A 21,400-nucleotide genomic window follows, 5' to 3' on the forward strand; every position below is an offset into this window, starting at 1 on the left:
TCCGGAAGGCCGGTCGGGCCGACGTCACGTCGGGTCCGGACGGCCTTCCGGCGTGAGGACGGCGAGCAGGGATTCGGCACAGGAGGCGATCCCCGCCGGGTCGCGCTCGGCGGCGTGGCGGAGGAACGGCACGACCTCGGGGTCGTCCCGCCGGATGTCTGCCAGGAACCGGAAGGCGGCCGCGCGGACCTCCTGGTCGGGGTCGTTGTCGTACCGGTTCTGGGCGAGGGTCCGCACTTCGGCCAGTTCGCCACGCCGGGAGACGAGTACCGAGAGTGCGGTGGCCCGCACCTCGGTGCTCACATCGGCCGTGGCCCGGTCGATCACGACGCCGAGTGCTTCCGTGTCCGCTGCGTACTGCCACACCATGCGGAAGAGCATTTCCACTCTGGTGCCGTCATCGGCGTTCACGGCGAGATCGAGGGTTAGTGCCCTTGCCTCGGCAGGGTCGATCATGGCCAGGGCGTCCAGGGCACGAAGGCGAACGTAGGTGACCTCTCCGCCGGTCGTGGCGCGCTCGACGCAGACACGCTTCGCGTCCTCGTCGGCGGCGTGCTTCACGAACTGCTCCAGGGCCGTCTCCCGGACGCCGGCGTCCTCGTCCTCCCGCACGTGGCGGAGGAACAGCGCGGACAGGCTCTCCTCGGACGGCTCGCCGTCGCCCAGACAGCTCAGCGCGGCGGACCGGACACCGGACGAGGGATGGGAACACCGCTCGTACAGCAGGGCGTGCATCCCGGGATCGTCCGATCCGATGGAGCCGACGGCCTCGATGGCGGCCACCACCACCGCGGGGGCGCGGTCGTTCCGTACCCGATCCGCGACGAGCGCACGAGCCAACGGTGCGTCACCGGCGTGTTTCGCGACGGCGAAGAGGGCCGCGGCGCGGACATCCGGGTGCTCGTCGCGCAGTGCCTCGCCCAGAACGTCACCCGGCTCGTCCCCGGCAAGGGCGATCAGTGTGCCGAAGGCCTCTCCCCGGATCTCGGGGTCGGCCTCCCGGGTGGCCCGGGCCACCGCAGTGGGGGCCTCGGCAACTCCCGCGCCGTGACGGGCGACGCATTGCAGCGCCGCCCGGCGGACGCCGCGCGTGCCGTCGTGGATCAGCCGGTCGAGGGCGAGGGCCGTCTGCGCCCCGGAGTCGAGGCCTGTCGTGTAGGCGAGGGTCCTCAGGAGCGACGACCTCACGTGAGCGCTCGGATCTTCCCGGACGTGGTGCCGTACCACCTCGAACCACTCCGGGGCGTCGGTCGTCCGCAGCATCAGGACCTCGAGGGCGGCGATCCGCACCCAGGGGAAGCCGCTGCGCAGACCCGCCCGATCGCCCCTTTCCATGTGCAGGAAGATGTCCGCCGTGAGGCGCGTCGTGGAGTTGAGCGACTCGCGGCGGTCCTCCGCGGCACTCCAGCGGTGAAGCCGCTCCCTCTGCCACTCCAGATAGTCCGTCCGGCCCGCCCAGTCGTCACCCAGGGCCGAGAGGGCCGGTCCCAGACTCTCCAGCCTGGTGTAGGGGTAGAAGAAGGTCACGTCGAGTGCCTCGGCGACCTCCACGCACCGGATGACCCGCCGCACCAGCGTCGTGCTCTGCGTCGCGAGCATGCCGGGACGGCGTACCTCCGCCAGGCAGCGGGCCACGAACAGCGGCACCGCGAACGCCCCGTCGCCCTCGCCGGTGACGGGGACCGCGATCGGCGCCGGCGCCAGCAGCCGGTCGAGCACCCCCGCCACGAAACGCTCGTCCAGGAGACCCACAAGCAGCAGCAGGACCTCCTGCCAGGCCGGGTCGTGGATCTTCGCCGCGAAGAGGTCCTGGAGGTCCGCCTCCGAGAGCTCGCGCTGGTGGTTGAAGCGATGGGCGAGGTCCGTCGCCGTGAGGTACTCGAGAAAGGCACGGTGGACGAAACCGTAGACGTCACCACCGAAGCGGCTGAGGATGAAGTTCCGGTGGCGGAACTGGTCCAGCATGATGCGGGCCGCCGTGGCCGCGCGGTCCGGTGGGAGGGCGTAGCGGTCCCTCAGGTAGTCCTCGAAGTGCTTGATGAGATCGGGGCCCGCGATGTGGTTACCCGCGATCCCGCCGTGGCCCTCCTGCATCCGTCGGGCGATGAGGCACAGGAGTTCCCGCTTGTCCTCGGCGGCCAGGTACGGCAGGTGCTCCTCGACCCGGTGGTCCTTGAGGTACTTGCTGGGGTCCCAGTGCTCGACCAGGACGTCGACCGCGTGCTCGTAGACCGTCCGCCGGTCGCGCGGGAGTTCGCGGCGGCGGCCGATGATGGCGAGGATCGTGAGGGTGAGGGGGTTGCCGGCGAGTTCGCGGACGGACTGGGAGCCGTCCACCGCCGCGGTCACCCGAGCGATCAGCTTGCGGGCGCGCTCGGGTTCTCCGGGGCAGGCGACGGCGAACCACTGCTCGGCGAAGGCTCCGATCTGTGCGCGGTCGAGGTCCTGGAGCATGAAGTTGGCGAAGCCGGCGCCGTCGAGGACCGCGCGCCGGTAGCCGTAGCCCCGTGAGGTGACGAGGAGGCGGGCCCGGGGGTGGCGGGCGGCGAAGCCCGCGATGCGGCGGGTGACCGCGTCCCTGATGTCCTTCTCGAAGATCTCGTCGAGGCCGTCGAAGATCACGAGGGCCGTCCGGGGTCCCTCGCCCGCGAGGACGGTGGTCAGCAGCTCGGGCGGGAGACCGAGGCCCTCCGTCGCGTACTGGTGCCCGAGGAAGTCCTCGAAGCTCCGCTCGCGCCAGGCGGCCTGGGCGTAACCGCGGAGCTCGATGATCAGGGGCAGTCGGCCGCGCAGGGGCTCCAGGCCGGGCGGCGGTTCGGGGGCCGTGAGGGCGAGGGCCAGGTAACGGGCGAGGGTGGACTTGCCTGCGCCCGGATTGCCGAGGAGGACGACGTGCTTGTGGTGGTCGGCGGCGAGCACGTCGAGGACCGGTTGCGGCGGGCGGTCCTGATAGGCGCGGCGGACCCGGTCGACCGTCTCCCGGTCGATCCCGGGCGGCAGTTCGTGGAGCTCCGACTCGGCGGGATCCGCCAGACGGCGCAGGAGCTCCGGCGGCAGCTCGACGGGAGGCGGGTCGGCCCGTACGGACTGGGGGACGAAGACCTCTCGCAGCGGGACGACGGGATGCTCGTCCTGCTCCCGCAGCGGAGTGAGGACCTCCAGGTCGAGGCGGCCGTAACACTGGCGGACTCGAGCGGCGTAGGTCTCGCAGGCCGACGCGGCGTCCGGGACCTCCCTCTGCGCGGGTGGCGCCCCAGAGACGACGGTGACGTCGCCCTGGACGTGACTGATGAGGGTGATGTCCCCCTCGGCGCTCGCACCCGCCGCGGACAGCGCGGCAGCGGTCCCGGTGCTCCTGCGGAGACGCGCGAAGAAGCCCCTCACGAGGAAGGACCGGGCGGTTCGATGTGGACCGAGCCGCCGACGCCGTCGATCTGGTGCAGGTCACCGCCTGCTCGGGCTCCGTGGGCGGACTGGGTGCCGCCGCCATGGCCCGTCGCGGGGGCCGTGGGGGTGGTGGGTGCCGCCGGGGCCGTGCCTCTCCTGATGGTGACGTCGCCCGTGACGTTCCGGATCTGGTGCACCGATCCCCCGGCCACCGCCTCGTTGGCCGACTGCGCCGGGCCCCGGGAGAGGAAGCCCGCCAGGGCCAGCGCGAAGCCCGCGATCGTGAAGAACAAGCTGAGGACGCTGCTCCACTTGTCGGCGGCGTCGAGCCCCTGCAGGACGAGGAACGCGGCGAGGCCGCCAAGGGCCGCGACGGCACCAACGACCATGAGCCTCAAGCGTCTTGTCACTCCGTCATACTGCCCTGCGAGGGGCCCGGCCGTCAGCTCACCGCGTGACCCCGCTCCGGGCCGGCCCACCGCGGTCGTCCCACCGGTGTCAGCCCACCGCCTCCGCCGCCGCTCGTCCCGCCGCGCGTCCCGAGAAGAGGCAGCCGCCGAGGAAGGTGCCTTCGAGGGAGCGGTAGCCGTGGACGCCGCCGCCGCCGAAGCCGGCCGCCTCGCCCGCCGCGTACACGCCGGGCAGCGGGTCGCCGGAGGCGGTGAGGACGCGGGAGGAGAGGTCGGTCTGGAGGCCGCCGAGGGACTTGCGGGTGAGGATGCTGAGGCGTACGGCGATCAGCGGGCCGGCCTTCGGGTCGAGGATGCGGTGCGGGGCGGCCGTGCGGATCAGCTTGTCGCCGAGGTAGCGGCGGGCCCCGCGGATCGCCGTGACCTGGAGGTCCTTCGTGAACGGGTGGGCGATCTCGCGGTCGCGGGCGGTGATCTCGCGGCGCAGTGCCGTCTCGTCGATCAGGTCCTCGCCGGTGATCCGGTTCATGCCGCGGACCAGGGCCCCGAGGTCGTGTTCGACGACGAAGTCGACTCCCTTGTCCATGAAGGCCCTGACCGGCCCCGGCACGTCGGCGCGGGCGCGGACGAGGACGTCGCGGACCGACTTGCCGGTGAGGTCCGGGTTCTGCTCGGAGCCGGAGAGCGCGAACTCCTTGCCGATGATCTTCTGGTCGAGCACGAACCAGGTGTGGTCGTACCCGGTCCGCATGATGTGTTCGAGGGTGCCGAGGGTGTCGAAGCCGGGGAAGAGCGGTACGGGCAGCCGCTTGCCGGTGGCGTCGAGCCAGAGGGACGACGGGCCGGGCAGGATGCGGATGCCGTGGCGGGCCCAGATCGGGTTCCAGTTCTCGATGCCCTCGGTGTAGTGCCACATCCGGTCGCGGTTGACGTGGTGGGCGCCGGCGTCCTCGGCGATGCCGAGCATCAGTCCGTCGACATGGGCGGGGACGCCGGAGAGCATGCGGTCGGGCGGGGTGCCGAGGCGTTCCGGCCACTGCTTGCGGACGAGGTCGTGGTTGCCGCCGATGCCGCCGGAGGTGACGATCACCGCCTGGGCGCGGAAGGAGAACGTGTCCGTGACCTCGCGGCTGCTGGCCGTGCCGCGCGGGACGCCGGAGGGCGCCAGGACCTCGCCCGTCACGGTGTCCACGGCGCCGGCGGTGGAGCCGAGGCCGGTCACGCGGTGACGGAAGCGGAAGCGGACCAGGCCGCGGGCGACGCCCTCGCGCACCCGCCGCTCGAACGGCGCGACGAGGCCCGGGCCGGTGCCCCAGGTGATGTGGAAGCGCGGTACGGAGTTGCCGTGGCCGTTGGCGTCGTAGCCGCCGCGCTCGGCCCAGCCGACCACCGGGAAGAAGCGCACGCCGAGGCCGTGCAGCCAGGAACGCTTCTCGCCGGCGGCGAAGTCGACGTACGCCTCGGCCCAGCGCCGCGCCCAGTCGTCCTCCGGACGGTCGAAACCGGCCGTGCCGAGCCAGTCCTGGAGGGCCAGGTCCCGGCTGTCGCGGATGCGCATCCGGCGCTGCTCGGGCGAGTCGACGAGGAAGAGCCCGCCGAAGGACCAGTGGGCCTGACCGCCCAGGGACTGCTCGGGCTCCTGGTCGAGCAGGATGACGGACCGGCCCGCGTCGACCAGTTCGGCGGTGGCGGCGAGACCGGCGAGACCGGCCCCGATGACGATCACGTCGGCGTCGTACGACTCATGAGATGACATGGACCGCATCTTGGATACACCGATGTATCCAGTCAACGGTTCCGGCCTCCGCGAGCCCTCCCGTTTTCTAATGTCGAGCATTAATATGGGGGGCATGGCACGGACGTCAGGGCCCGAGACCCGCGAGAAGCTGATCCGCGCGGCCGAGGAGGTCTTCGCCGCACAGGGCGTCGACGGCGCCCAGCTGCGGGACGTCGTGGCGCTCGCCGGCCAGGGCAACCCCTCCGCCGTGCAGTACCACTTCGGCTCCCGTGCCGGGCTGCTCGACGCCGTCATGGCCGGCCGCCAGCTCCGCACCGAGCAGGTGCTCGCCCCGCTCCTCGACGCCGCCGCCGACGACATCCACGCGCTGGTCGCGGCGCTCGTCACGGCGGAGGCGAGCGAGCTGCGCACCGACCGCGGCCGGCGGTGCCTGCGCATCTCCGCGCAGCTCAGCCACGAGAGCGGCGTCCGCACCCGCACCCCGCACCCCACGCTGGCCGGCACCTGCTACTGGCGGCTCATCGAGCGGATCGAGGCCCGGCTCGCCGCCGACGGGCTGCCCGAGCCGCTGCGCCTGGAGCGGCTGGACCTGGCGCTGACCGTCGTGGGCGCCGCGATGGCGGACCGGGCCCGGCAGTACCTGGACGGCGCCGAGCCGCTGACCGACGAGCCGCTCTTCCTCGCCGACCTGGTCGAGACGACCACCGCGCTCCTCCGGGCCGCACGGCCCCGGAACCTCTGACCGCCCCGACGCACAGCCGGGACCACCCCGAAGGGACCCGCCCTCCCATGAACGACCCCGCCATGAACAACCTCGCCACGAACGACCCCGCCACGAACGACCTCACCGGAAAGACCGTGCTCATCACCGGCGGCGCCCGCGGTCTGGGCGCCGAGGCCGCCCGGCATGCCGTGGCCGCCGGTGCCTCGGTCGTGATCACCGACGTGCTCGACGAGGAGGGCAGGGCCACCGCCGCCGAGCTGGGCGAGCGGGCGCGCTTCCGCCGCCACGACGTGACCTCGGAGGAGGAGTGGGCCGCGGCCGTCGCGTACGCCGTCGAGGAGTTCGGCGGGCTGCACGGCCTGGTGAACAACGCCGGCATACCGACGGGCGCGTTCCTGGAGACCGAGTCGGTCGAGCACTTCCGCAGGGTCCTCGACATCAACCTCACCGGCGTGTTCATCGGCATGAAGACCGCGATCCCGGCCATGAAGGAGGCGGGCGGCGGCTCCATCGTCAACATCTCCTCCGCCGCCGGCCTGATGGGCCTCGCGCTGACCGCCGGCTACGGCGCCTCCAAGTGGGGCGTGCGCGGTCTGACGAAGATCGGCGCGGTGGAGCTCGGCACCTCCCGGATCCGCGTGAACTCGGTCCACCCGGGCATGACGTACACCCCGATGACGGCCTCCGTCGGCATCGAGAAGGGCGAGGGCAGGTACCCGAACACCCCCATGGGCCGGGTCGGCGAGGCGCACGAGATCGCGGGCGCCGTGGTCTTCCTGCTCTCGGACGCCGCCTCGTACGTCACGGGCGCGGAGCTGGCGGTGGACGGCGGCTGGACGGCCGGCCCGACGGTGAAGTACGTCATGGGGCAGTGACGACGGCGGCCCGCCCGGTGATTTCATGGGCGCATGAGCGCCTCTGACGAAGTACTCGACGTCGTCGACGAGAACGACCAGGTGGTGGGGCGGGCCCCGCGCGGCGAGGTGTACGCGCGCGGCCTGATCCACCGCTGCGCCTTCATCCAGGTACGGGACGCCGAGGGCCGGATCTTCGTGCACCGCAGGACGCCGACGAAGCTGGTCTTCCCGTCCCTGTACGACATGTTCGTCGGCGGGGTGGTGGGCGCGGGCGAGTCCTACGACGACGCCGCCCTGCGCGAGGCCGAGGAGGAGCTGGGCGTGTCCGGGCTGCCCCGGCCCCGGCCCGTCCTGAAGTTCCTGTACGACTCCGGGGGCGTCGCCGGCAAGTGGTGGTCGGCCGTGTACGAGGTGCGGTGCGAGCTGCCGGTGAACCCGCAGGCCGAGGAGGTGGCCTGGCACGCGTTCCTGCCGGAGGACGAGCTGGCGGCGCGGCTCGCCGAGTGGGAGTGGGTGCCGGACGGGCTCGCCGCGTACGAGCGGCTGCTCGCGCACCAGGGCGGTTAGGGTGCCCGCGTGAGCGACTTCGTACAGAGCCTGCGGCTGTGGTTCGCGCCGCGGCGCCTGCGGGAGGAGGGCGAGACCCCCGACTACCGCTTCTCCCTGGCCAACGAGCGGACCTTCCTCGCCTGGATCCGGACCGCGCTCGCTCTGATCGGCGGCGGTTTCGCCGTGGACCAGTTCCTGCCCGACCTGCGCTGGGGCGTCCGCGTGGGGCTCGCGCTCGCGCTGCTCGCGGCCGGTGTGCTGTGCGCGCTGCGCGCCGTGAACCACTGGGTGCGCTGCGAGCGGGCCATGCGGCGCGGCGAGGACCTGCCCGTGTCCCGCTTCCCGACGGTCCTGAGCCTCGCGGTGGCGGTGGTCGCGCTGGCGATGGTGGTGGTCGTCGTCTTCGGCTGGGCCGGGCGATGACCGGGGCCGGTGCCGCCGCCGCGGCGGCGGACCGGGACCCCGGGCTGCAGCCGGAGCGGACCCGGCTGGCCTGGCGGCGCACCACCCTGTCCGCCACGGTGGTGGCGGTGCTCGCGGGCAAGCAGGCGATCCACGACGACGTGACGGCGCCCGGGCTCCTCGCGGCGGGCCTCTCGGCGCTGGTGTGCATCGGTTTCCTCGCGGTGGCGCACCGCCGGATCCAGTCCCTCGGCGCGGCCCGGCCACCGGCGCTGTCGCGCCGTGGCGCGCTGCTCGCGGCGGTGTGCACGGTGGCGTTCGCGGGTTTCGCGGTCGCGGTGCTGCTCTGAGCGCCGGGCGCGCGCCCGCCCGGCGCCGGCCCCGCGCCGGGGCCAGGGCAGCCTCCCTGGGAAGCAGGCCCGCAAGCAGGCCTGACCCGCCCAGCCGGATGCATCAGCACGAATCTGCCCTCACGGACATTCCGGACTAGCCTGAGGTGGACAGCCGACCCCTGCCAGAGGCGGAGCCATGACCGTTCTCCATCATGAGCACCCCACCCACGCGCACACCCACGGCCCGTCCTGCGGGCACACCGCCGTCACGCACCGGGACCACGTCGACTACGCCCACGACGGCCATCTGCACCGCGAGCACGCCGGGCACTGGGACGAGTGCGAGCCCACGTCCCACGTCCCGCACACCCATCCCGACCACACCCACGGGCCGGACTGCGGGCACACCGGCGTGACGCACGGCGACCACGTCGACTACCTGCACGACGGACACCGGCACGCCGCGCACGGCAACCACTGGGACGACCACTAGACATACGGGCAGCAGCAGACCGACTTCCCCCGGGCCGGGACCTGCTGGCACGCTTCCCCTGCCCAGCCCTGTCCGGTCAGGGCTCTCAACCGGGGGATTCCCTTTGTCTGCCACCGAGCCGTACGTGGTCGCCGTCGCGCCGAACGTCCACGCCTTCGTCCAGCCCGACGGGGGCTGGTGCCTCAACAACGCCGGCTTCGTCGGCGACGGCCGCGAGTCCCTGCTCGTCGACACCGCCGCCACCGAGCGCCGGGCCAGGCTGCTGCGGGCCGCCGTCCTCGACGCGGGCCTCGCCCTGCCGCGCACGATCGTCTCCACCCACCATCACGGCGACCACACCTACGGCAACGGGGTGTTCCGGCCCGAGGCCCGGATCGTCGGGCACGACAACTGCCGCGCCGAGCAGCTGGCCGCCGGGCGGCAGCTCCATCTGATCTGGCCGCAGACCGACTTCGGCGAGGTCGAGATCCTGCCGCCGGACCTCACGTACGGCGACCGCCTGACGCTGTACGTCGGGGAGACGGAGGTACGGGTGATCCACCCGGGTCCCGCGCACACCACCGGCGACTCGATCGTCCATCTGCCCGAGCAGGGCGTGGTGTTCACCGGCGACCTGATCTTCCACGGCGGCACGCCGTTCCTGCCGATGGGCTCGCTGGCCGGTTCGCTGCGCGCGCTCGAACTGCTGCGCGCGCTGGACGCGTCCACGGTGGTGCCGGGGCACGGCCGGGTCACCGACCCGTCCGCGTACGACGCGACCGAGCGCTATCTGCGCTGGGTGGGCGAGCTCGCGGCCGAGGGCCACGCCAAGGGCGCCACACCGCTGGAGACGGCGCGCCAGGCGGACCTGGGCGAGTTCGCCGCGTGGCAGGAGAGCGAGCGCCTGGTCGCCAATCTGCACCGCGCGTACGCGGAGCTGGACGGGCTGCCGGAGGGTCACCCGCTGGACCCGGCGGCCGTGTTCGGCGACATGGCGGCGATGAACGGCGGGATGCCGGTGGCCTGCCACGCGTAGGTCCGTCCGAGGCTCGGGCCGGGACCGGCCGGACCGGCCCGGCGTCGACCCGCTCGTCGACGCGCTCGCCCGCGTCCCCGGCCACCGCCGCGCCGCACACCTCGGCGGCCAGCGACCACGGATCGCACACCAGAGGTGCGCATCGCCTTCCCCGGGTCAGCGACGGAGCACACTCTGGACGACATACCGACTGGTCGGTCATCATGAACGGCGACGCCGACCCCGGAGGTACGCCCGTATGACCACCAGCCCGCCCGGTCCCCCGCCACCCGGTCTCGACCCCGGTCCGCTGCGCCGGTTCCTCGACCGCGAGCGGCCCGGCCTCGTCGCCGGCCCCCTCACCGCCCGGCTGATCGAGGGCGGCCGCTCCAACCTCACGTACGTCGTGACCGACGGGACCGCCCGATGGGTCGTCCGCCGTCCGCCGCTCGGCCACGTCCTGGCCACCGCACACGACATGAAGCGCGAGCACCGCGTGATCAGCGCGCTGGGCCCCACGGCCGTGCCGGTGCCGGAGGCGGTGCTGCTGTGCGAGGACGAGTCGGTGCTGGGAGCGCCGTTCTACGTGATGGACTTCGTCGAGGGCACCCCGTACCGCACCGCCGCCGAGCTGGCCGCGCTGGGCCCCGAACGCACCCGCGCCGCCGTCCTCGGCCTGGTCGACACCCTGGTCGACCTGCACGCCGTCGACCCGGCCGCCGTCGGGCTCGCCGACTTCGGGCGGCCCGAGGGCTTCCTCGACCGGCAGCTGCGCCGCTGGGGCAAGCAGCTCGCCGCGTCCCGGGGCCGCGAACTGGCCGGCATCGACGAGCTGCACGCCGCGCTGGGCCGTGAGCTGCCCGTCTCCCCCGCCCCCACCGTGATCCACGGCGACTACCGCCTCGACAACGTCCTCATCGGCGCGGACGACCGCATCCAGGCGGTCCTGGACTGGGAGATGTCCACTCTGGGCGACCCGCTCACCGACCTCGGCCTGCTGGTCATGTACAGCACGCCGCTGGAGGTGCCGGACTCCCCCGTCTCCACCACCGCGACGGCCGCGGGCCACCCGAGCACCGCCGAACTGATCGCCCGGTACGCCGAACGCTCCGGCCGGGACGTCGGGGCCGTCGACTGGTACACGGCCTTCGCCTGGTTCAAGCTCGCCGTGATCCTCGAGGGCATCCACTACCGCTACACCCTCGGCCAGACCGTCGGCGCCGGCTTCGACCGGATCGGCGAGCTCGTCCCCGTCTTCATCGAGCACGGCCTGACCACCCTCCAGGGCCACCAGGAACTCCAGGAAGGCTGACCCGTCATGCACTTCGCGTACGACGCCCGCACCGAGGAACTGCGGGCGAAGCTCCTCGCCTTCATGGACGAGCACGTGTACCCGGCCGAGGCCGTCGCCGAGGAGCAGCGGGCCGCGCTCGCCTCGCCCTGGGACACCCCGCCGGTCGTCGAGGACCTGAAGGCGGAAGCCCGCCGCCAGGGCCTGTGGAACCTCTTCCTCCCCGACGAGGAGTACGGAGCGGGGCTCACCAACCTCCAGTACGCGCCGCTCGCCGAGATCACCGGCCGCAGCCCCCAGCTCGCGCCCACCGCCCTCAACTGCGCGGCCCCCGACACGGGGAACATGGAGGTGCTGGCCCAGTTCGGCGACGAGACGCAGAAGAAGCAGTGGCTGGAGCCGCTGCTCGCGGGCGAGATCCGCTCGGCCTTCGCCATGACCGAGCCCGAGGTGGCCTCCTCGGACGCGACCAACATCGAGACCCGGATCCGGCGGGACGGCGACTCGTACGTCATCAGCGGGCGCAAGTGGTACATCTCCGGGGCGATGAACCCCGACTGCCGGATCTTCATCGTCATGGGCAAGACGGATCCGGACGGGTCCGACATCCGCCGCCAGCAGTCGATGGTCCTCGTCCCCCGCGACACCCCCGGCGTCGAGGTGCGCCGCGCGATGCGGGTGTACGGCTTCGAGGACCACTACCACGGCGGGCATGCCGAGGTGGTGTTCGACGACGTCCGCGTGCCGGTCGCCAACCTCATCGGCGAGGAGGGCGGCGGCTTCGCGATCGCCCAGGCCCGCCTCGGGCCGGGGCGCATCCACCACTGCATGCGGCTGATCGGCATGGCCGAGCGGGCCGTGGAGCTGATGTGCCGGCGGGCCGTGTCCCGCCACGCCTTCGGCAAGGCCCTCGCCCAGCAGGGCGTGGTGCAGAACTGGATCGCGGACGCCAGGGTCACGATCGAGCAGCTGCGGCTGCTCGTCCTGAAGACGGCGTGGCTGATGGACACCGTCGGCAACCGCGGCGCGCACACGGAGATCCAGGCGATCAAGATCGCCACCCCGCGCGCGGTCGTCGACATCGTCGACAAGGCCGTCCAGCTGCACGGCGCGGGCGGCGTCTCGCAGGACTTCCCGCTCGCCGAGCTGTGGGCCGCGGCCCGCACGCTGAAGCTCGCGGACGGCCCGGACGAGGTGCACCAGCGCTCGCTGGCCCGGCGGGAACTGAAGAAGTACCTCTGACGGAGCCCGGCACGTGCCCGCCCCCCAGGGCCTGTCCGACCCTGATGCGCCGGACAGGCCCGAGGGAGGCGGGGCCGGCTCCCCTACGGGCGCAGGGCCCGCAGCAGCAGGTCGGCGAGGTGGTCGGCGACCTGCTGCGGGGTCAGGGGTCCGTCCGGGCGGTACCAGGTCGACAGGTGGTGGACCGAGCCGAAGTGGTAGTCCACCACCAGGTCGGCGGGCGTCGCGTCGGAGAACACCCCGGACCGCTGGCCCTCCTCGATCAGCGCCCGGAACCGCTCGTGGTAGCGCCGCCGCTCGGCCCGTACCTGCTTGTTCTTCTCCGGGCTGAGGTGGTGCATGGAGCGGAAGAAGATCGCCGCGTCGTCGAGGTTCTCGATCGTGGTGACGACCACGTCCGCGGCGGCGCCGCGCAGCCGGTCCTCGATCGGCGCGTCGGCGTCCGCGAAGGCGTCGAGCCGCTCCTGCTGGAGGCGCAGCACCCGGGCGTAGACCTCCTGGAGCAGGTCCTCCTTGGAGCCGAAGTAGTGGTAGAGGGCGCCCTTGGTGACGCCCGCCGCCTCCACGATCTCCTGGACGGAGGTCCGGTCGTACCCCTGCTCGGCGAAGAGCCGGGTGGCGGCGGCGAGGAGCCTCTGGGGGACGGGGGTGCCGTTCCCGTCCGTCGTCCTGGCCATGCTGGGCCGCCTTTCGTTCACGCGGGTGCCGCTCGTGCTGCTGGTGCTTCTGGTGCTCACTGCCGGGACCGCAGGTCCCGCCTGAGGATCTTCCCACTTGTCGTCTTGGGCAGCTCCGGCAGGATCTCGACCTCGCGCGGGTACTTGTACGCGGCGAGCCGCTGCTCGCAGTAGTCGGACAGCTCGCCGGGCTCGGCGTCCGCGCCCGGGCGCAGACTCACGTACGCCTTGACGGTCTCGCCGCGGTAGGCGTCCGGGACGCCGACGACGGCGGCCTCGCGGACGGCCGGGTGGGTGTAGAGGACGTCCTCGACCTCGCGCGGCCAGACCTTGAACCCGGAGGCGTTGATCATGTCCTTCTTGCGGTCGACGACGTACAGCCAGCCGTCCTCGTCCATGAAGCCGATGTCGCCGGTGCGCAGCTCCCCGTCGGGGAAGGCGGCGGCGGTGGCCTCGGGCAGTCCCCAGTAGCCGGGGACGACCTGCGGGCCGCGGACGGCGATCTCGCCGTGGGTGCCGAAGGGCACCTCGGCGCCGTCCTCGTCGAGGATGCGGACCACGGTGTCGGGTCCCGGCACGCCGACCGAGAGGGTGCCGGAGGCCGGGTCGACGGGTGCCTCGTGCTCCGGCGGTACGGAGGCGCAGGGCGCGGTGCACTCGGTGAGGCCGTAGCCGTTGCGCAGGTACGGGCCGAAGCCGGCCCGGAACTTCTCGACGAGCGCGGGCGGGACGGGTGCGCCGCCGGACGAGACGACCACGAAGGACGAGAAGTGGTCGGGCGTCGCCGCGGGGTGGGCGGCGAGCGCCATGAAGGCGGTGGACGGGCCGACGGTGTAGGCGGGCCGGTGCTCCAGGAAGGCGTCGAGGACGACGCCGGGCTCGAAGCGGTAGGCGAGGACGAGGGTGCCGGCGTTGACGAAGCAGGCGCCGAGTTCGCAGACGAGACCCGTGATGTGGAAGAGCGGGGCGAGGACGAAGTAGCCGGCGCCGGGAGGCACCGGGTGGCCGGTGCGCTGCCGTTCGGCGTTGTGGACGATGCCCCGGTGGAGGTTGAGGGCGCCCTTGGGCGTCCCGCTGGTGCCGGAGGTGTAGCTGATCAGAGCGATGTCGTCGGTGGTGAGCTCGCGGTCCGCGGGTGCCGGGTGGCCGGCGCGGGCGACGGCCAGGAGGTCGTCAGCATCAGCGCCGGCGCCGGTCTCGCGGGAGACGGGCTCGAAGCCCAGGACACGCGGGTCGTCGCGGCTCTGGAGCCGGCGCTCGTCGGCGGTGAGCGCGACGGCGACGCCGGTGTCGGCCGCGGCGGCGCGCACGTGCCCGGCCCACGCGCGGTCGGAGCAGACGACGGCGCGGGCGCCCGAGTCGCGCAGGGCGTGGCGGACCTCGGCCGACTTGTACATGGGGTTGAGCGGGACGACGGTGGCCCCGGCCTTCCACGCGCCGAGCAGTGCGAGGACGAAGTGCGGGCTGTTCTGCAGCATGACCGCGACGCGGTCGCCGCGCACGACGCCGCGCGCGGCGAGGTGGCCGGCGACGGAGTCGGAGAGGGCGTCGGCCTCGCGGTAGCTGATCCGGCCGTCGAAGTAGGCGAGGGCGGGGTGATCGGGCGTGCGGGCGGCGGCGGCCCGGAAGGCGTGCACGAGGGTGGGCGGCGGGTCGATCGGGGCCCGCTGGGCCTCGCTGAGCCGGCCGAGCCAGGGCTTGGCGGCGTAGATCGAGCCGTTCCCGGCACCGGTGTCCTGGGTCATGCGCCCGCTCCTTCCCACGTGCGCTGGATGTGGTTCATGCCGCCGAGCCACCGCTCGGGGTCGGTGGCCCGGGCCCGGTAGTAGTCGGCCACCTCGGGGTGCGGCAGGACCAGGAAGCGGTCGGCGGCCATGGCGTCGAAGAGCGCGTCGGCCACGTCCCCGGGCTCGATGGCGGTCGGCGCGAGCACCAGGTCGCCCGCCGATCCGGCCGCGGTGAGCATGTCCGTGCGCACGCCCTGCGGGCAGATGGCATGGACCTTCAGGCCGCGGTGGCGGTAGGTGAGCGAGAGCCATTCGGCGAAGGCGTACGCGCCGTGCTTGGAGACGCTGTACGGGGCGGCGCCGATCATGGTGAGCAGTCCGGCGGCGGAGACGGTCGAGACGAAGCGGCCGCTGCCGCGCTCCAGCCAGTCGGGCAGCAGGGCGCGGGCTGCGCGGACGTGGGCCATCACGTTGACGTCCCAGGCGGCCGCCCACACGTCCTCCTCGGCGAAGGCGTCGCCGGGCGAGGCGAGTCCGGCGTTGGCGCACCAGACGTCCACGGTGCCGCCCAGGGCCTCCCGGGCCTCCTCGACGACGGCGGAGGCGTCCCCGGGCACGGCGACGGCGCCGATCTCCTCGGCGACGGCCTTGGTGCGGCCGGGGTCGAGGTCGTTGACGACGACGCGCGCGCCCTCGGCGGCGAACCGCCGGGCGAGCGCGGCCCCGATACCGCCCCCCGCCCCCGTGACGACCACTCCCGCACCCTGCACCGAACTCATCCCGGCCCACCTCTCGCTCGCGGCTGTGCGGGCAGACTAACCGGTCGGTATGGAGCCGGGGAAGGGTGCGGGGCGCCCTCCCTCGACGGGGTCCCGCGGGGCCTCGCGGTACGCCTCGTTCCCCGGGGAGCGCCGCGGCGCTAGCGTGCGTGGGCATGTCACGGAAGGCGATCAAGGAGGTTTCTTCATGAGCCTGTCCAGACGGGGTCTGCTGGCCGCGAGCGGTGCGCTCGGCGCGGCGGCGGTGACGGCGGGGGCCGGTCCGGCCGCCGCCGACGCGCCGCCCGGCCGGGGCCGCATGGTGCGCACCGGCTTCGAGCAGCTCGCCGCCGGCGGTTACGCGCAGCTCGCCGGCCGGCGGGTCGGCGTGGTCACCAACCCGACCGGCATCACCGCGGACGCCCGGCACGTCGTGGACGTGATGCACGCCGACGAACGCGTCGACCTGGTCGCCGTCTTCGGCCCCGAGCACGGCTTCCGCGGCACCGCCCAGGCCGGTGGTTCGGAGGGCCGCCACGACGACCCGGCGACCGGACTGCCCGTCTACGACACGTACCTGAAGAGCGGTCAGGCGCTGGCGGACGTCTTCACGGCCTCGGGCGTGGACACGGTCGTGTTCGACATCCAGGACGTGGGCGCCCGCTTCTACACGTACATCTGGACGCTCTACGACTGCATGGTCGCGGCCTCGCTCGCGGGCAAGCGCTTCATGGTCCTCGACCGGCCGAACCCGGTGACCGGGCGGGCCGCGCTCGGCCCGGTCCTGGACCGGGCGTTCGCGACCTTCGTGGGCCGCGAACCCGTCGCGCAGGCGCACGGGATGACGGTGGCGGAGCTGGCACGGCTGTTCAACGGCGAGTTCCTGACGAAGCCGGTGCCGCTGGAGACGGTCGCGGTGAGCGGCTGGCGGCGCGACGACTTCTTCGACGCGACCGGGCTGCCGTGGGTGCCGCCGAGCCCCAACATGCCGACGCCCGACACCGCACTCGTGTACTCCGGCACCTGCCTCTTCGAGGGGACGAACCTGTCCGAGGGCCGCGGCACCACCCGCCCGTTCGAGATGCTGGGCGCGGAGGGCATCGACGGCCGGTGGGCGGAGGCGGCGAACGAGCTGGGCCTGCCGGGCGTCCGCTTCCGGGAGGCGTACTTCGCGCCGACCTTCTCGAAGTTCCAGGGGAAGACCGTCGGCGGGGTGCAGCTGATGGTGCACGACCGGGAGGCCTTCGACCCGGTGCGGACCGGGATCGCGCTGCTCGTCACCGCACGCCGCAGCTGGAGCGGCTTCGCGTGGCGCGCGGACCACTGGATCGACAAGCTGACCGGCTCGGCCCGTGTGCGGACGCTGATCGACGCGGGCGCGACGGCGGACGAGGTGGTCGCCGCCTGGGAGACGGACCTCGCGGCCTTCCGGGCGGTGCGGCGGGAGTACCTGATGTACCGCTAGCGACCGTCCTCGCACGGGGGTTGTCCCCCTTGCGGTCCGGGGGCGGGCGGGATGGGCCCGCCCGGCCTCCGGAGCCCAGGATCGGATCATGAAGACTTCCCTACGGCACCGCCGTCGACCCCTTGCCGTACTCCTCGCCGCCCTGTGCGTGGGCCTGCTCGCTCCGGCCGTCCATGCCGCTCCCGCCGCCCGGACCGCCTCGGCAGCACCGTCGCGAGAGGCCGCCCGTACCGACCCCGCCCGAGAACTGGCCCTCACGGCCCGCCCGTTGACCGACGGCCGCACCCTGGAGCGGATCGTGGGCTCGGCGAAGGTGGTGGGCCTCGGCGAGGCCACGCACAGCTCGGCCGAGTTCTTCGAGGCCAAGCACCGGATCTTCGAACGGCTCGTGGAGAAGCAGGGTTTCACCACCTTCGCCCTGGAGGCCGGTTGGAGCACCGGCCTGCTCGTCGACGACTACGTGCGGTTCGGCAAGGGCGACATCCGGAAGATCATGCGGGAGGAGTTCCAGAACGCGTACGCCTTCTGGAACACCGAGGAGTACCTGGACCTGTTCACCTGGATGCGCGAGCACAACCTGCGCCACCCGGACCACCAGGTCCGCTTCATGGGCAACGACCTCGGCTACGCGGGCCCGAACCTCTTCGACGAGGTCACCGGCTACGTGGCCCGGACCCGGCCGGAGCTGCTGCCCCGGTTCCGGGAGCTGTACCGCGCCTCACGGCCGGCCGGCGGCGACGTCGACGGCTGGATGAACGCCTACCTGACCAGGCCGCTCGCCGAACGGCGGGCGATGGCGGCCGACGTGAACCGGGCCCTCGCCCTCCTGGAGCGGCAGAGGCCGGCCGCCCGGGACCGCGCGGCCCGTGAGGCGCACGCCTGGGCGGTGCAGCACGCCCGGGCCATCGCCCAGGTCGGCACGGAGTACGCGTACGACCTCACCTCGGAGGAGCACGTCGGCGAGGCGATGCTCTACCGCGACCGGATCATGGCCGAGAACACCGTGTGGTGGCAGCGGCACACCGGTGACCGGATGGTGCTGTCCGCGCACAACGGGCACGTCGGCTACGAGACGACGATGCCGAAGCAGTACCCGCGCACCCAGGGCGCGTTCCTGCGGGACGCTCTCGGCCGGGACTACGTGACCATCGGCGCCGCCTTCGGGCGCGGCTCGTTCAACGCGCACGACGCCGGGACGCCGGGCGAGCCCGTCCGGGTCTTCTCCGTCGGCCCGATGGGCGCGGACAGCAACGAGCACGTCCTGCGCCGGGTCGCGCCGCGCCCCTTCCTGGTCGACCTGCGCACGGCCACGCCGGCCGCGCGGGAGTGGCTGGGCGGGGCCCGGCCGACCCGGGCGATCGGCACCGTGTACCCGTGGGCGGGCGACACGGCACCCGTGCGGCTCGCCGCCGCGTACGACGCGGTGATGCACTTCCCGGAGATCTCGGCGGCGCGCCTGCGCGGCTGACGGCCGCGCGTCTCTCGGCCCGGCGCCGGTGCCCCGCCTGTCCGACGACTGTCCGTACCTCCGCCCGGGAAGAATGCCGGTGCCAACGGCGTACCTCGACGCGGAGGGACGGGCCCATGACGGTGACGAGTGTCGAGCCGTACCGCGAGGTGGACTTCGACAAGGACGGCGACGGACCGGCGGGCCAGGCGGAGGCACTCGCGTCCCTGGCCCGCCGGGGCTGCACGGACCTGGTGCTCTTCGCGCACGGCTGGAACAACTCCCGTTCGGTCGCGAGCGGCCTCTTCGACCGCTTCTTCGCCCCGTTCCCCGGGGTGACCGGCGGCGGGGTGCGGCTCGGGTACGCGGGCCTGGTCTGGCCGTCGATGATGTTCTCGGACGAGCGGGTGCCGGACTACGCGACGCTGTCCGCGGTCGTCCCCGGCCGGACGGCGACGGTGGCCCGGATCGCGGAGCTGATCGCGCGGGAACCGGCGGACGAGGCGGCGTTGGCCGAGTTCGCGGGACTGCTGAGGGAGTTGACGGACACGGAGGAGGCCGGGCTGGTCGCGACCGAGGTGCCCGCGTTCCTGGTCGCCGACCCGCTGACGGTGTACACCGTGTTCGCCGACGCCCTCGAGGCCGGGACGGCGGCCGAGGCCGGCGCCCAGGCCACGGCGGGGGCAGCGGCGGGCCCGGGGGCGGGTCCCGGCACCGAGTCGCTGTTCGGCGGCGACCGCGTGACGCGGCTGTGGAAGGGCGCGAAGGAGGCGCTCCGCCAGGCGACGTACTTCACGATGAAGCGCCGGGCGGGCGTCGTCGGCGAGCGCGGCCTCGGCCCGCTGCTCGGTGACCTGGGACGCCGGGCGCCGGAGCTGCGCGTCCACCTCGTCGGCCACAGCTTCGGCGCCCGGCTCGTCGCGCACGCCCTGCGCGGGCTGCCCGCCGGCGTCCGCACCGTGAAGTCGGTGACGCTCCTTCAGGGCGCTTTCTCGCACTACGCCTTCGCCGACCGGCTCCCGCACGACCAGGACCGGAGCGGCTCGCTCGGCGGCCTCCAGGGCCGGGTCGACGGCCCGCTGGTGGCCTGCCACTCGCGCCACGACAAGGCGCTGCGGGTGTTCTACCCACTGGCCTCCCGGCTGGCCCGGGACGACGCGTCGCTGCTCGGCGACGACCGGCGCTGGTGGGCCGTCGGCCACGACGGCGTCCAGGGCGTGCCGGGCGCGGCCGTCCGCACGCTGGAGGCCGTGCTGCGGGACGGGCTGCCCGGTTCGGGCTGCGTGAGCGTGGACGCGGCGCGGGTCGTGGCCGAGCACAGCGACATCTGCCACGAGGAACTGGCCCGGCTGGTGGCCCGGGCGGGTCGCTTCGACTGACGCCGCCCGGCCACGGTGGCCTGTTTCGCGGGTCGATGGAACAGGAAGCGCCGCTCGTTCGTCCCTCTCATATCGCCGGAGTGCTAGCGACGGAGGTGGCAGACGATGGCCGGGTTCCGGAGTCTCGCGAGACAGGTCCGCGATCCGGGGTGCGACACGGCGTTGCGACGGTATTCGCTGCGCAAGTGCCTGGAGCGGTTCGCGCCCTACGGTCACCGGGCGACCTGGGACCATCTGTGCCGGAGGCACGGATTCGGTCCCGAGGACCGGGAGGCGGATCCGAGCCGCCTGGTGGCCGCGCTCGACGAGCTGGAGGCGGCCCGCTCGGTGTGGCTCGCGTACGAGAGGGAGTTCGCCGAGCGGCGGCGCCGCGAGAAACACGGCGGGCTGCGCCGGCCGGGCGGGCTCGACGAGTGGCACCGCAGGATCTGGGGCGGCAACGGGGTGGCCCGCTGCGACGACCCGGCGCGCCACCCCTCGGAGCCGCTGCCGGAGGTGGTGGGCAGGCTGGTGGAGGCGCTGCGGAACGGCCCGGGCGAGCACTGCCCGGTGTGTGCGGGCCCGCGCATCGAGTGGCGGTCGGAGCTGCGGGACGAGCCGTGGTTCGGGCCGGTGTGCGAGGACTGCGGGGTGCTGATACCGCGGGGCGTGCTGACGCCCCGGGCGCTCGCCAGGACCCGCGGTGACGTGACGTCCCGGCTGGCGTCGGTGGCCTGATGCTCCAGGTGTGTCTCAACGGGGGCCGCGGGCCCGGGGACGCGGCCGGCGTGCCGATGTCCCCGGTCGCGATGGCCGAGGCGGCGGCCGCGGCGGTCGCCGCGGGCGCGGACGAGGTGCACGTCCACCCCAGGACGCCCTGCGGCAGCGACACCCTCTCGCCGCGGGTGCTCGCCGACACGCTCGCCGCGATCCGCGCGGCCGTGGGCGCCGACGTGCCGTTGAGCGTGTCGACCGGCGCCCGCGCGGAGCCCGACCCGGTGCGCAGGCTCGCCCGGGTGCGCTCCTGGACGGTGCTGCCGGACCGCGCGACGGTCACCTGGCACGAGCCGGGCGCCGAGGCCCTCGCGACGGCGCTGCTCGACCGGGGCGTCGCCGTCGACGCGGTCCTGCGCCAGGGCACCGACGGCCCGGCGCGCTTCCTGCGCTCCTCGACGGCCCCGCGCGTGCCGCGGGTCCTGGCCGAGGCCGCGTCGGAGGAGGCGGCACTCGCCCTCCTCGCGACGCTCGCCCGCTCGCCGCACGCCCGGCCGGTCCTGCTCCACGGGCGCGACGGCGCGGCGTGGCCGCTCTTCCGGCTGGCCCGCCGGCTGGGCCTGGGCGCCCGCACGGGCCTGGAGGACACCCTGCTGCTCCCGGACGGGACGCGGGCCGGCTCCAACGCCCAGCTGATCTCGGCGGCCCTCGCCGAGTCCGCCGCGGCGACCGTCTCGTCGTAGCGGAGCCACCGCTCCTCGTACGGCACCGCGAGCGGCGTCAACTCCTCGGCGCCGTAGCGGTGCGGGCATCCGTCGGGTGGCGCGGTCATCCC

At 73.6% G+C, this 21,400-nt stretch carries 20 protein-coding genes; 14 read left to right on the top strand and 6 right to left on the bottom strand.

The genetic code is table 11. The features are described from left to right. Positions 1-24 precede the first annotated feature (24 nt). The 3 genes from ACFVGS_RS23365 to ACFVGS_RS23375 all read right to left on the bottom strand — a co-directional run bounded on the left by ACFVGS_RS23365 (position 25) and on the right by ACFVGS_RS23375 (position 5,553). Positions 25-3,384, bottom strand: coding sequence for a HEAT repeat domain-containing protein (locus ACFVGS_RS23365; protein ID WP_385693554.1), 3,360 nt, complete (start codon positions 3,382-3,384; stop codon positions 25-27). Continuing rightward, positions 3,381-3,776, bottom strand: coding sequence for a hypothetical protein (locus ACFVGS_RS23370; RefSeq protein WP_385693555.1), 396 nt, complete (start codon positions 3,774-3,776; stop codon positions 3,381-3,383). Before ACFVGS_RS23370 ends, ACFVGS_RS23365 begins: the two co-directional genes overlap by 4 nt. Before the next feature lie 109 nt (positions 3,777-3,885). Then, entirely contained in the window at positions 3,886-5,553 is a 1,668-nt protein-coding gene (locus ACFVGS_RS23375) for an FAD-binding dehydrogenase (RefSeq protein WP_385693556.1), read from the bottom strand. Between the two features lie 94 nt (positions 5,554-5,647). Between ACFVGS_RS23375 and ACFVGS_RS23380 the strand changes: the two genes are divergently transcribed. From ACFVGS_RS23380 to ACFVGS_RS23420, 9 genes are all read left to right on the top strand, one after another. Then, positions 5,648-6,277 carry a TetR/AcrR family transcriptional regulator gene (locus ACFVGS_RS23380; RefSeq protein ID WP_384416190.1) on the top strand — a complete coding sequence of 210 codons (630 nt, stop codon included), beginning with the start codon at positions 5,648-5,650 and terminating at the stop codon, positions 6,275-6,277. 47 nt (positions 6,278-6,324) lie between these two features. Continuing rightward, positions 6,325-7,134, top strand: coding sequence for a glucose 1-dehydrogenase (locus tag ACFVGS_RS23385; protein ID WP_385693557.1), 810 nt, complete (start codon positions 6,325-6,327; stop codon positions 7,132-7,134). A gap of 33 nt (positions 7,135-7,167) precedes the next feature. Further along, positions 7,168-7,683: an NUDIX hydrolase gene (locus ACFVGS_RS23390; protein WP_384416192.1), complete on the top strand. Its 516-nt coding sequence runs from the start codon at positions 7,168-7,170 to the stop codon at positions 7,681-7,683. A 9-nt stretch (positions 7,684-7,692) separates the two neighbouring features. Then, entirely contained in the window at positions 7,693-8,088 is a 396-nt protein-coding gene (locus ACFVGS_RS23395; protein ID WP_384416195.1) for a YidH family protein, read from the top strand. Then, a complete protein-coding gene (locus tag ACFVGS_RS23400) occupies positions 8,085-8,417 on the top strand; it encodes a DUF202 domain-containing protein (RefSeq protein ID WP_385693558.1) in 333 nt (110 codons plus the stop codon). The genes ACFVGS_RS23395 and ACFVGS_RS23400 overlap by 4 nt, the downstream gene beginning before the upstream one ends. A 178-nt stretch (positions 8,418-8,595) precedes the next feature. Further along, entirely contained in the window at positions 8,596-8,892 is a 297-nt protein-coding gene (locus tag ACFVGS_RS23405) for a hypothetical protein (RefSeq protein WP_384416201.1), read from the top strand. A 103-nt stretch (positions 8,893-8,995) separates the two neighbouring features. Beyond that, entirely contained in the window at positions 8,996-9,907 is a 912-nt protein-coding gene (locus ACFVGS_RS23410) for an MBL fold metallo-hydrolase (protein ID WP_385693559.1), read from the top strand. 238 nt (positions 9,908-10,145) lie between these two features. After that, positions 10,146-11,198, top strand: a complete 1,053-nt coding sequence (locus tag ACFVGS_RS23415; RefSeq protein ID WP_385693560.1) for a phosphotransferase family protein — start codon at positions 10,146-10,148, stop codon at positions 11,196-11,198. 6 nt (positions 11,199-11,204) lie between these two features. Then, positions 11,205-12,419, top strand: coding sequence for an acyl-CoA dehydrogenase family protein (locus tag ACFVGS_RS23420; protein ID WP_384416211.1), 1,215 nt, complete (start codon positions 11,205-11,207; stop codon positions 12,417-12,419). An 83-nt stretch (positions 12,420-12,502) separates the two neighbouring features. Here the strand turns inward: ACFVGS_RS23420 and ACFVGS_RS23425 are convergent, their stop codons facing one another. Genes ACFVGS_RS23425 through ACFVGS_RS23435 form a run of 3 tightly spaced genes read right to left on the bottom strand, consistent with a single transcriptional unit; the run spans position 12,503 to position 15,602 of the window. Then, positions 12,503-13,096 (bottom strand): TetR/AcrR family transcriptional regulator, encoded by a 594-nt coding sequence (locus ACFVGS_RS23425; RefSeq protein ID WP_385693561.1) that lies wholly within the window; start codon positions 13,094-13,096, stop codon positions 12,503-12,505. 56 nt (positions 13,097-13,152) lie between these two features. Continuing rightward, the gene (locus tag ACFVGS_RS23430) at positions 13,153-14,841 is read right to left on the bottom strand and encodes an AMP-binding protein (protein WP_385693562.1); all 1,689 of its coding nucleotides are present in this window, start codon (positions 14,839-14,841) and stop codon (positions 13,153-13,155) included. Further along, positions 14,838-15,602, bottom strand: a complete 765-nt coding sequence (locus ACFVGS_RS23435; protein ID WP_385693563.1) for an SDR family oxidoreductase — start codon at positions 15,600-15,602, stop codon at positions 14,838-14,840. Before ACFVGS_RS23435 ends, ACFVGS_RS23430 begins: the two co-directional genes overlap by 4 nt. 187 nt (positions 15,603-15,789) lie before the next feature. Here ACFVGS_RS23435 and ACFVGS_RS23440 point away from each other — a divergent pair, with 187 nt between their 5' ends. The 5 genes from ACFVGS_RS23440 to ACFVGS_RS23460 all read left to right on the top strand — a co-directional run bounded on the left by ACFVGS_RS23440 (position 15,790) and on the right by ACFVGS_RS23460 (position 21,308). Beyond that, positions 15,790-17,046 carry an exo-beta-N-acetylmuramidase NamZ domain-containing protein gene (locus tag ACFVGS_RS23440; protein ID WP_385693564.1) on the top strand — a complete coding sequence of 419 codons (1,257 nt, stop codon included), beginning with the start codon at positions 15,790-15,792 and terminating at the stop codon, positions 17,044-17,046. Between the two features lie 88 nt (positions 17,047-17,134). Continuing rightward, positions 17,135-18,514 (top strand): erythromycin esterase family protein, encoded by a 1,380-nt coding sequence (locus ACFVGS_RS23445; protein WP_385693565.1) that lies wholly within the window; start codon positions 17,135-17,137, stop codon positions 18,512-18,514. Positions 18,515-18,630: 116 nt separating this feature from the next. Continuing rightward, positions 18,631-19,872 carry a serine-threonine protein kinase gene (locus ACFVGS_RS23450; protein ID WP_385693566.1) on the top strand — a complete coding sequence of 414 codons (1,242 nt, stop codon included), beginning with the start codon at positions 18,631-18,633 and terminating at the stop codon, positions 19,870-19,872. A gap of 105 nt (positions 19,873-19,977) precedes the next feature. Next, the gene (locus ACFVGS_RS23455; RefSeq protein WP_384416232.1) at positions 19,978-20,589 is read left to right on the top strand and encodes a hypothetical protein; all 612 of its coding nucleotides are present in this window, start codon (positions 19,978-19,980) and stop codon (positions 20,587-20,589) included. Next, positions 20,589-21,308, top strand: a complete 720-nt coding sequence (locus ACFVGS_RS23460) for a 3-keto-5-aminohexanoate cleavage protein (RefSeq protein ID WP_385693567.1) — start codon at positions 20,589-20,591, stop codon at positions 21,306-21,308. Before ACFVGS_RS23455 ends, ACFVGS_RS23460 begins: the two co-directional genes overlap by 1 nt. Positions 21,309-21,400 lie beyond the last annotated feature (92 nt).

Origin of the sequence: Streptomyces sp. NPDC127114, from assembly GCF_042677525.1 — a bacterium.
Classification (GTDB): domain Bacteria; phylum Actinomycetota; class Actinomycetes; order Streptomycetales; family Streptomycetaceae; genus Streptomyces.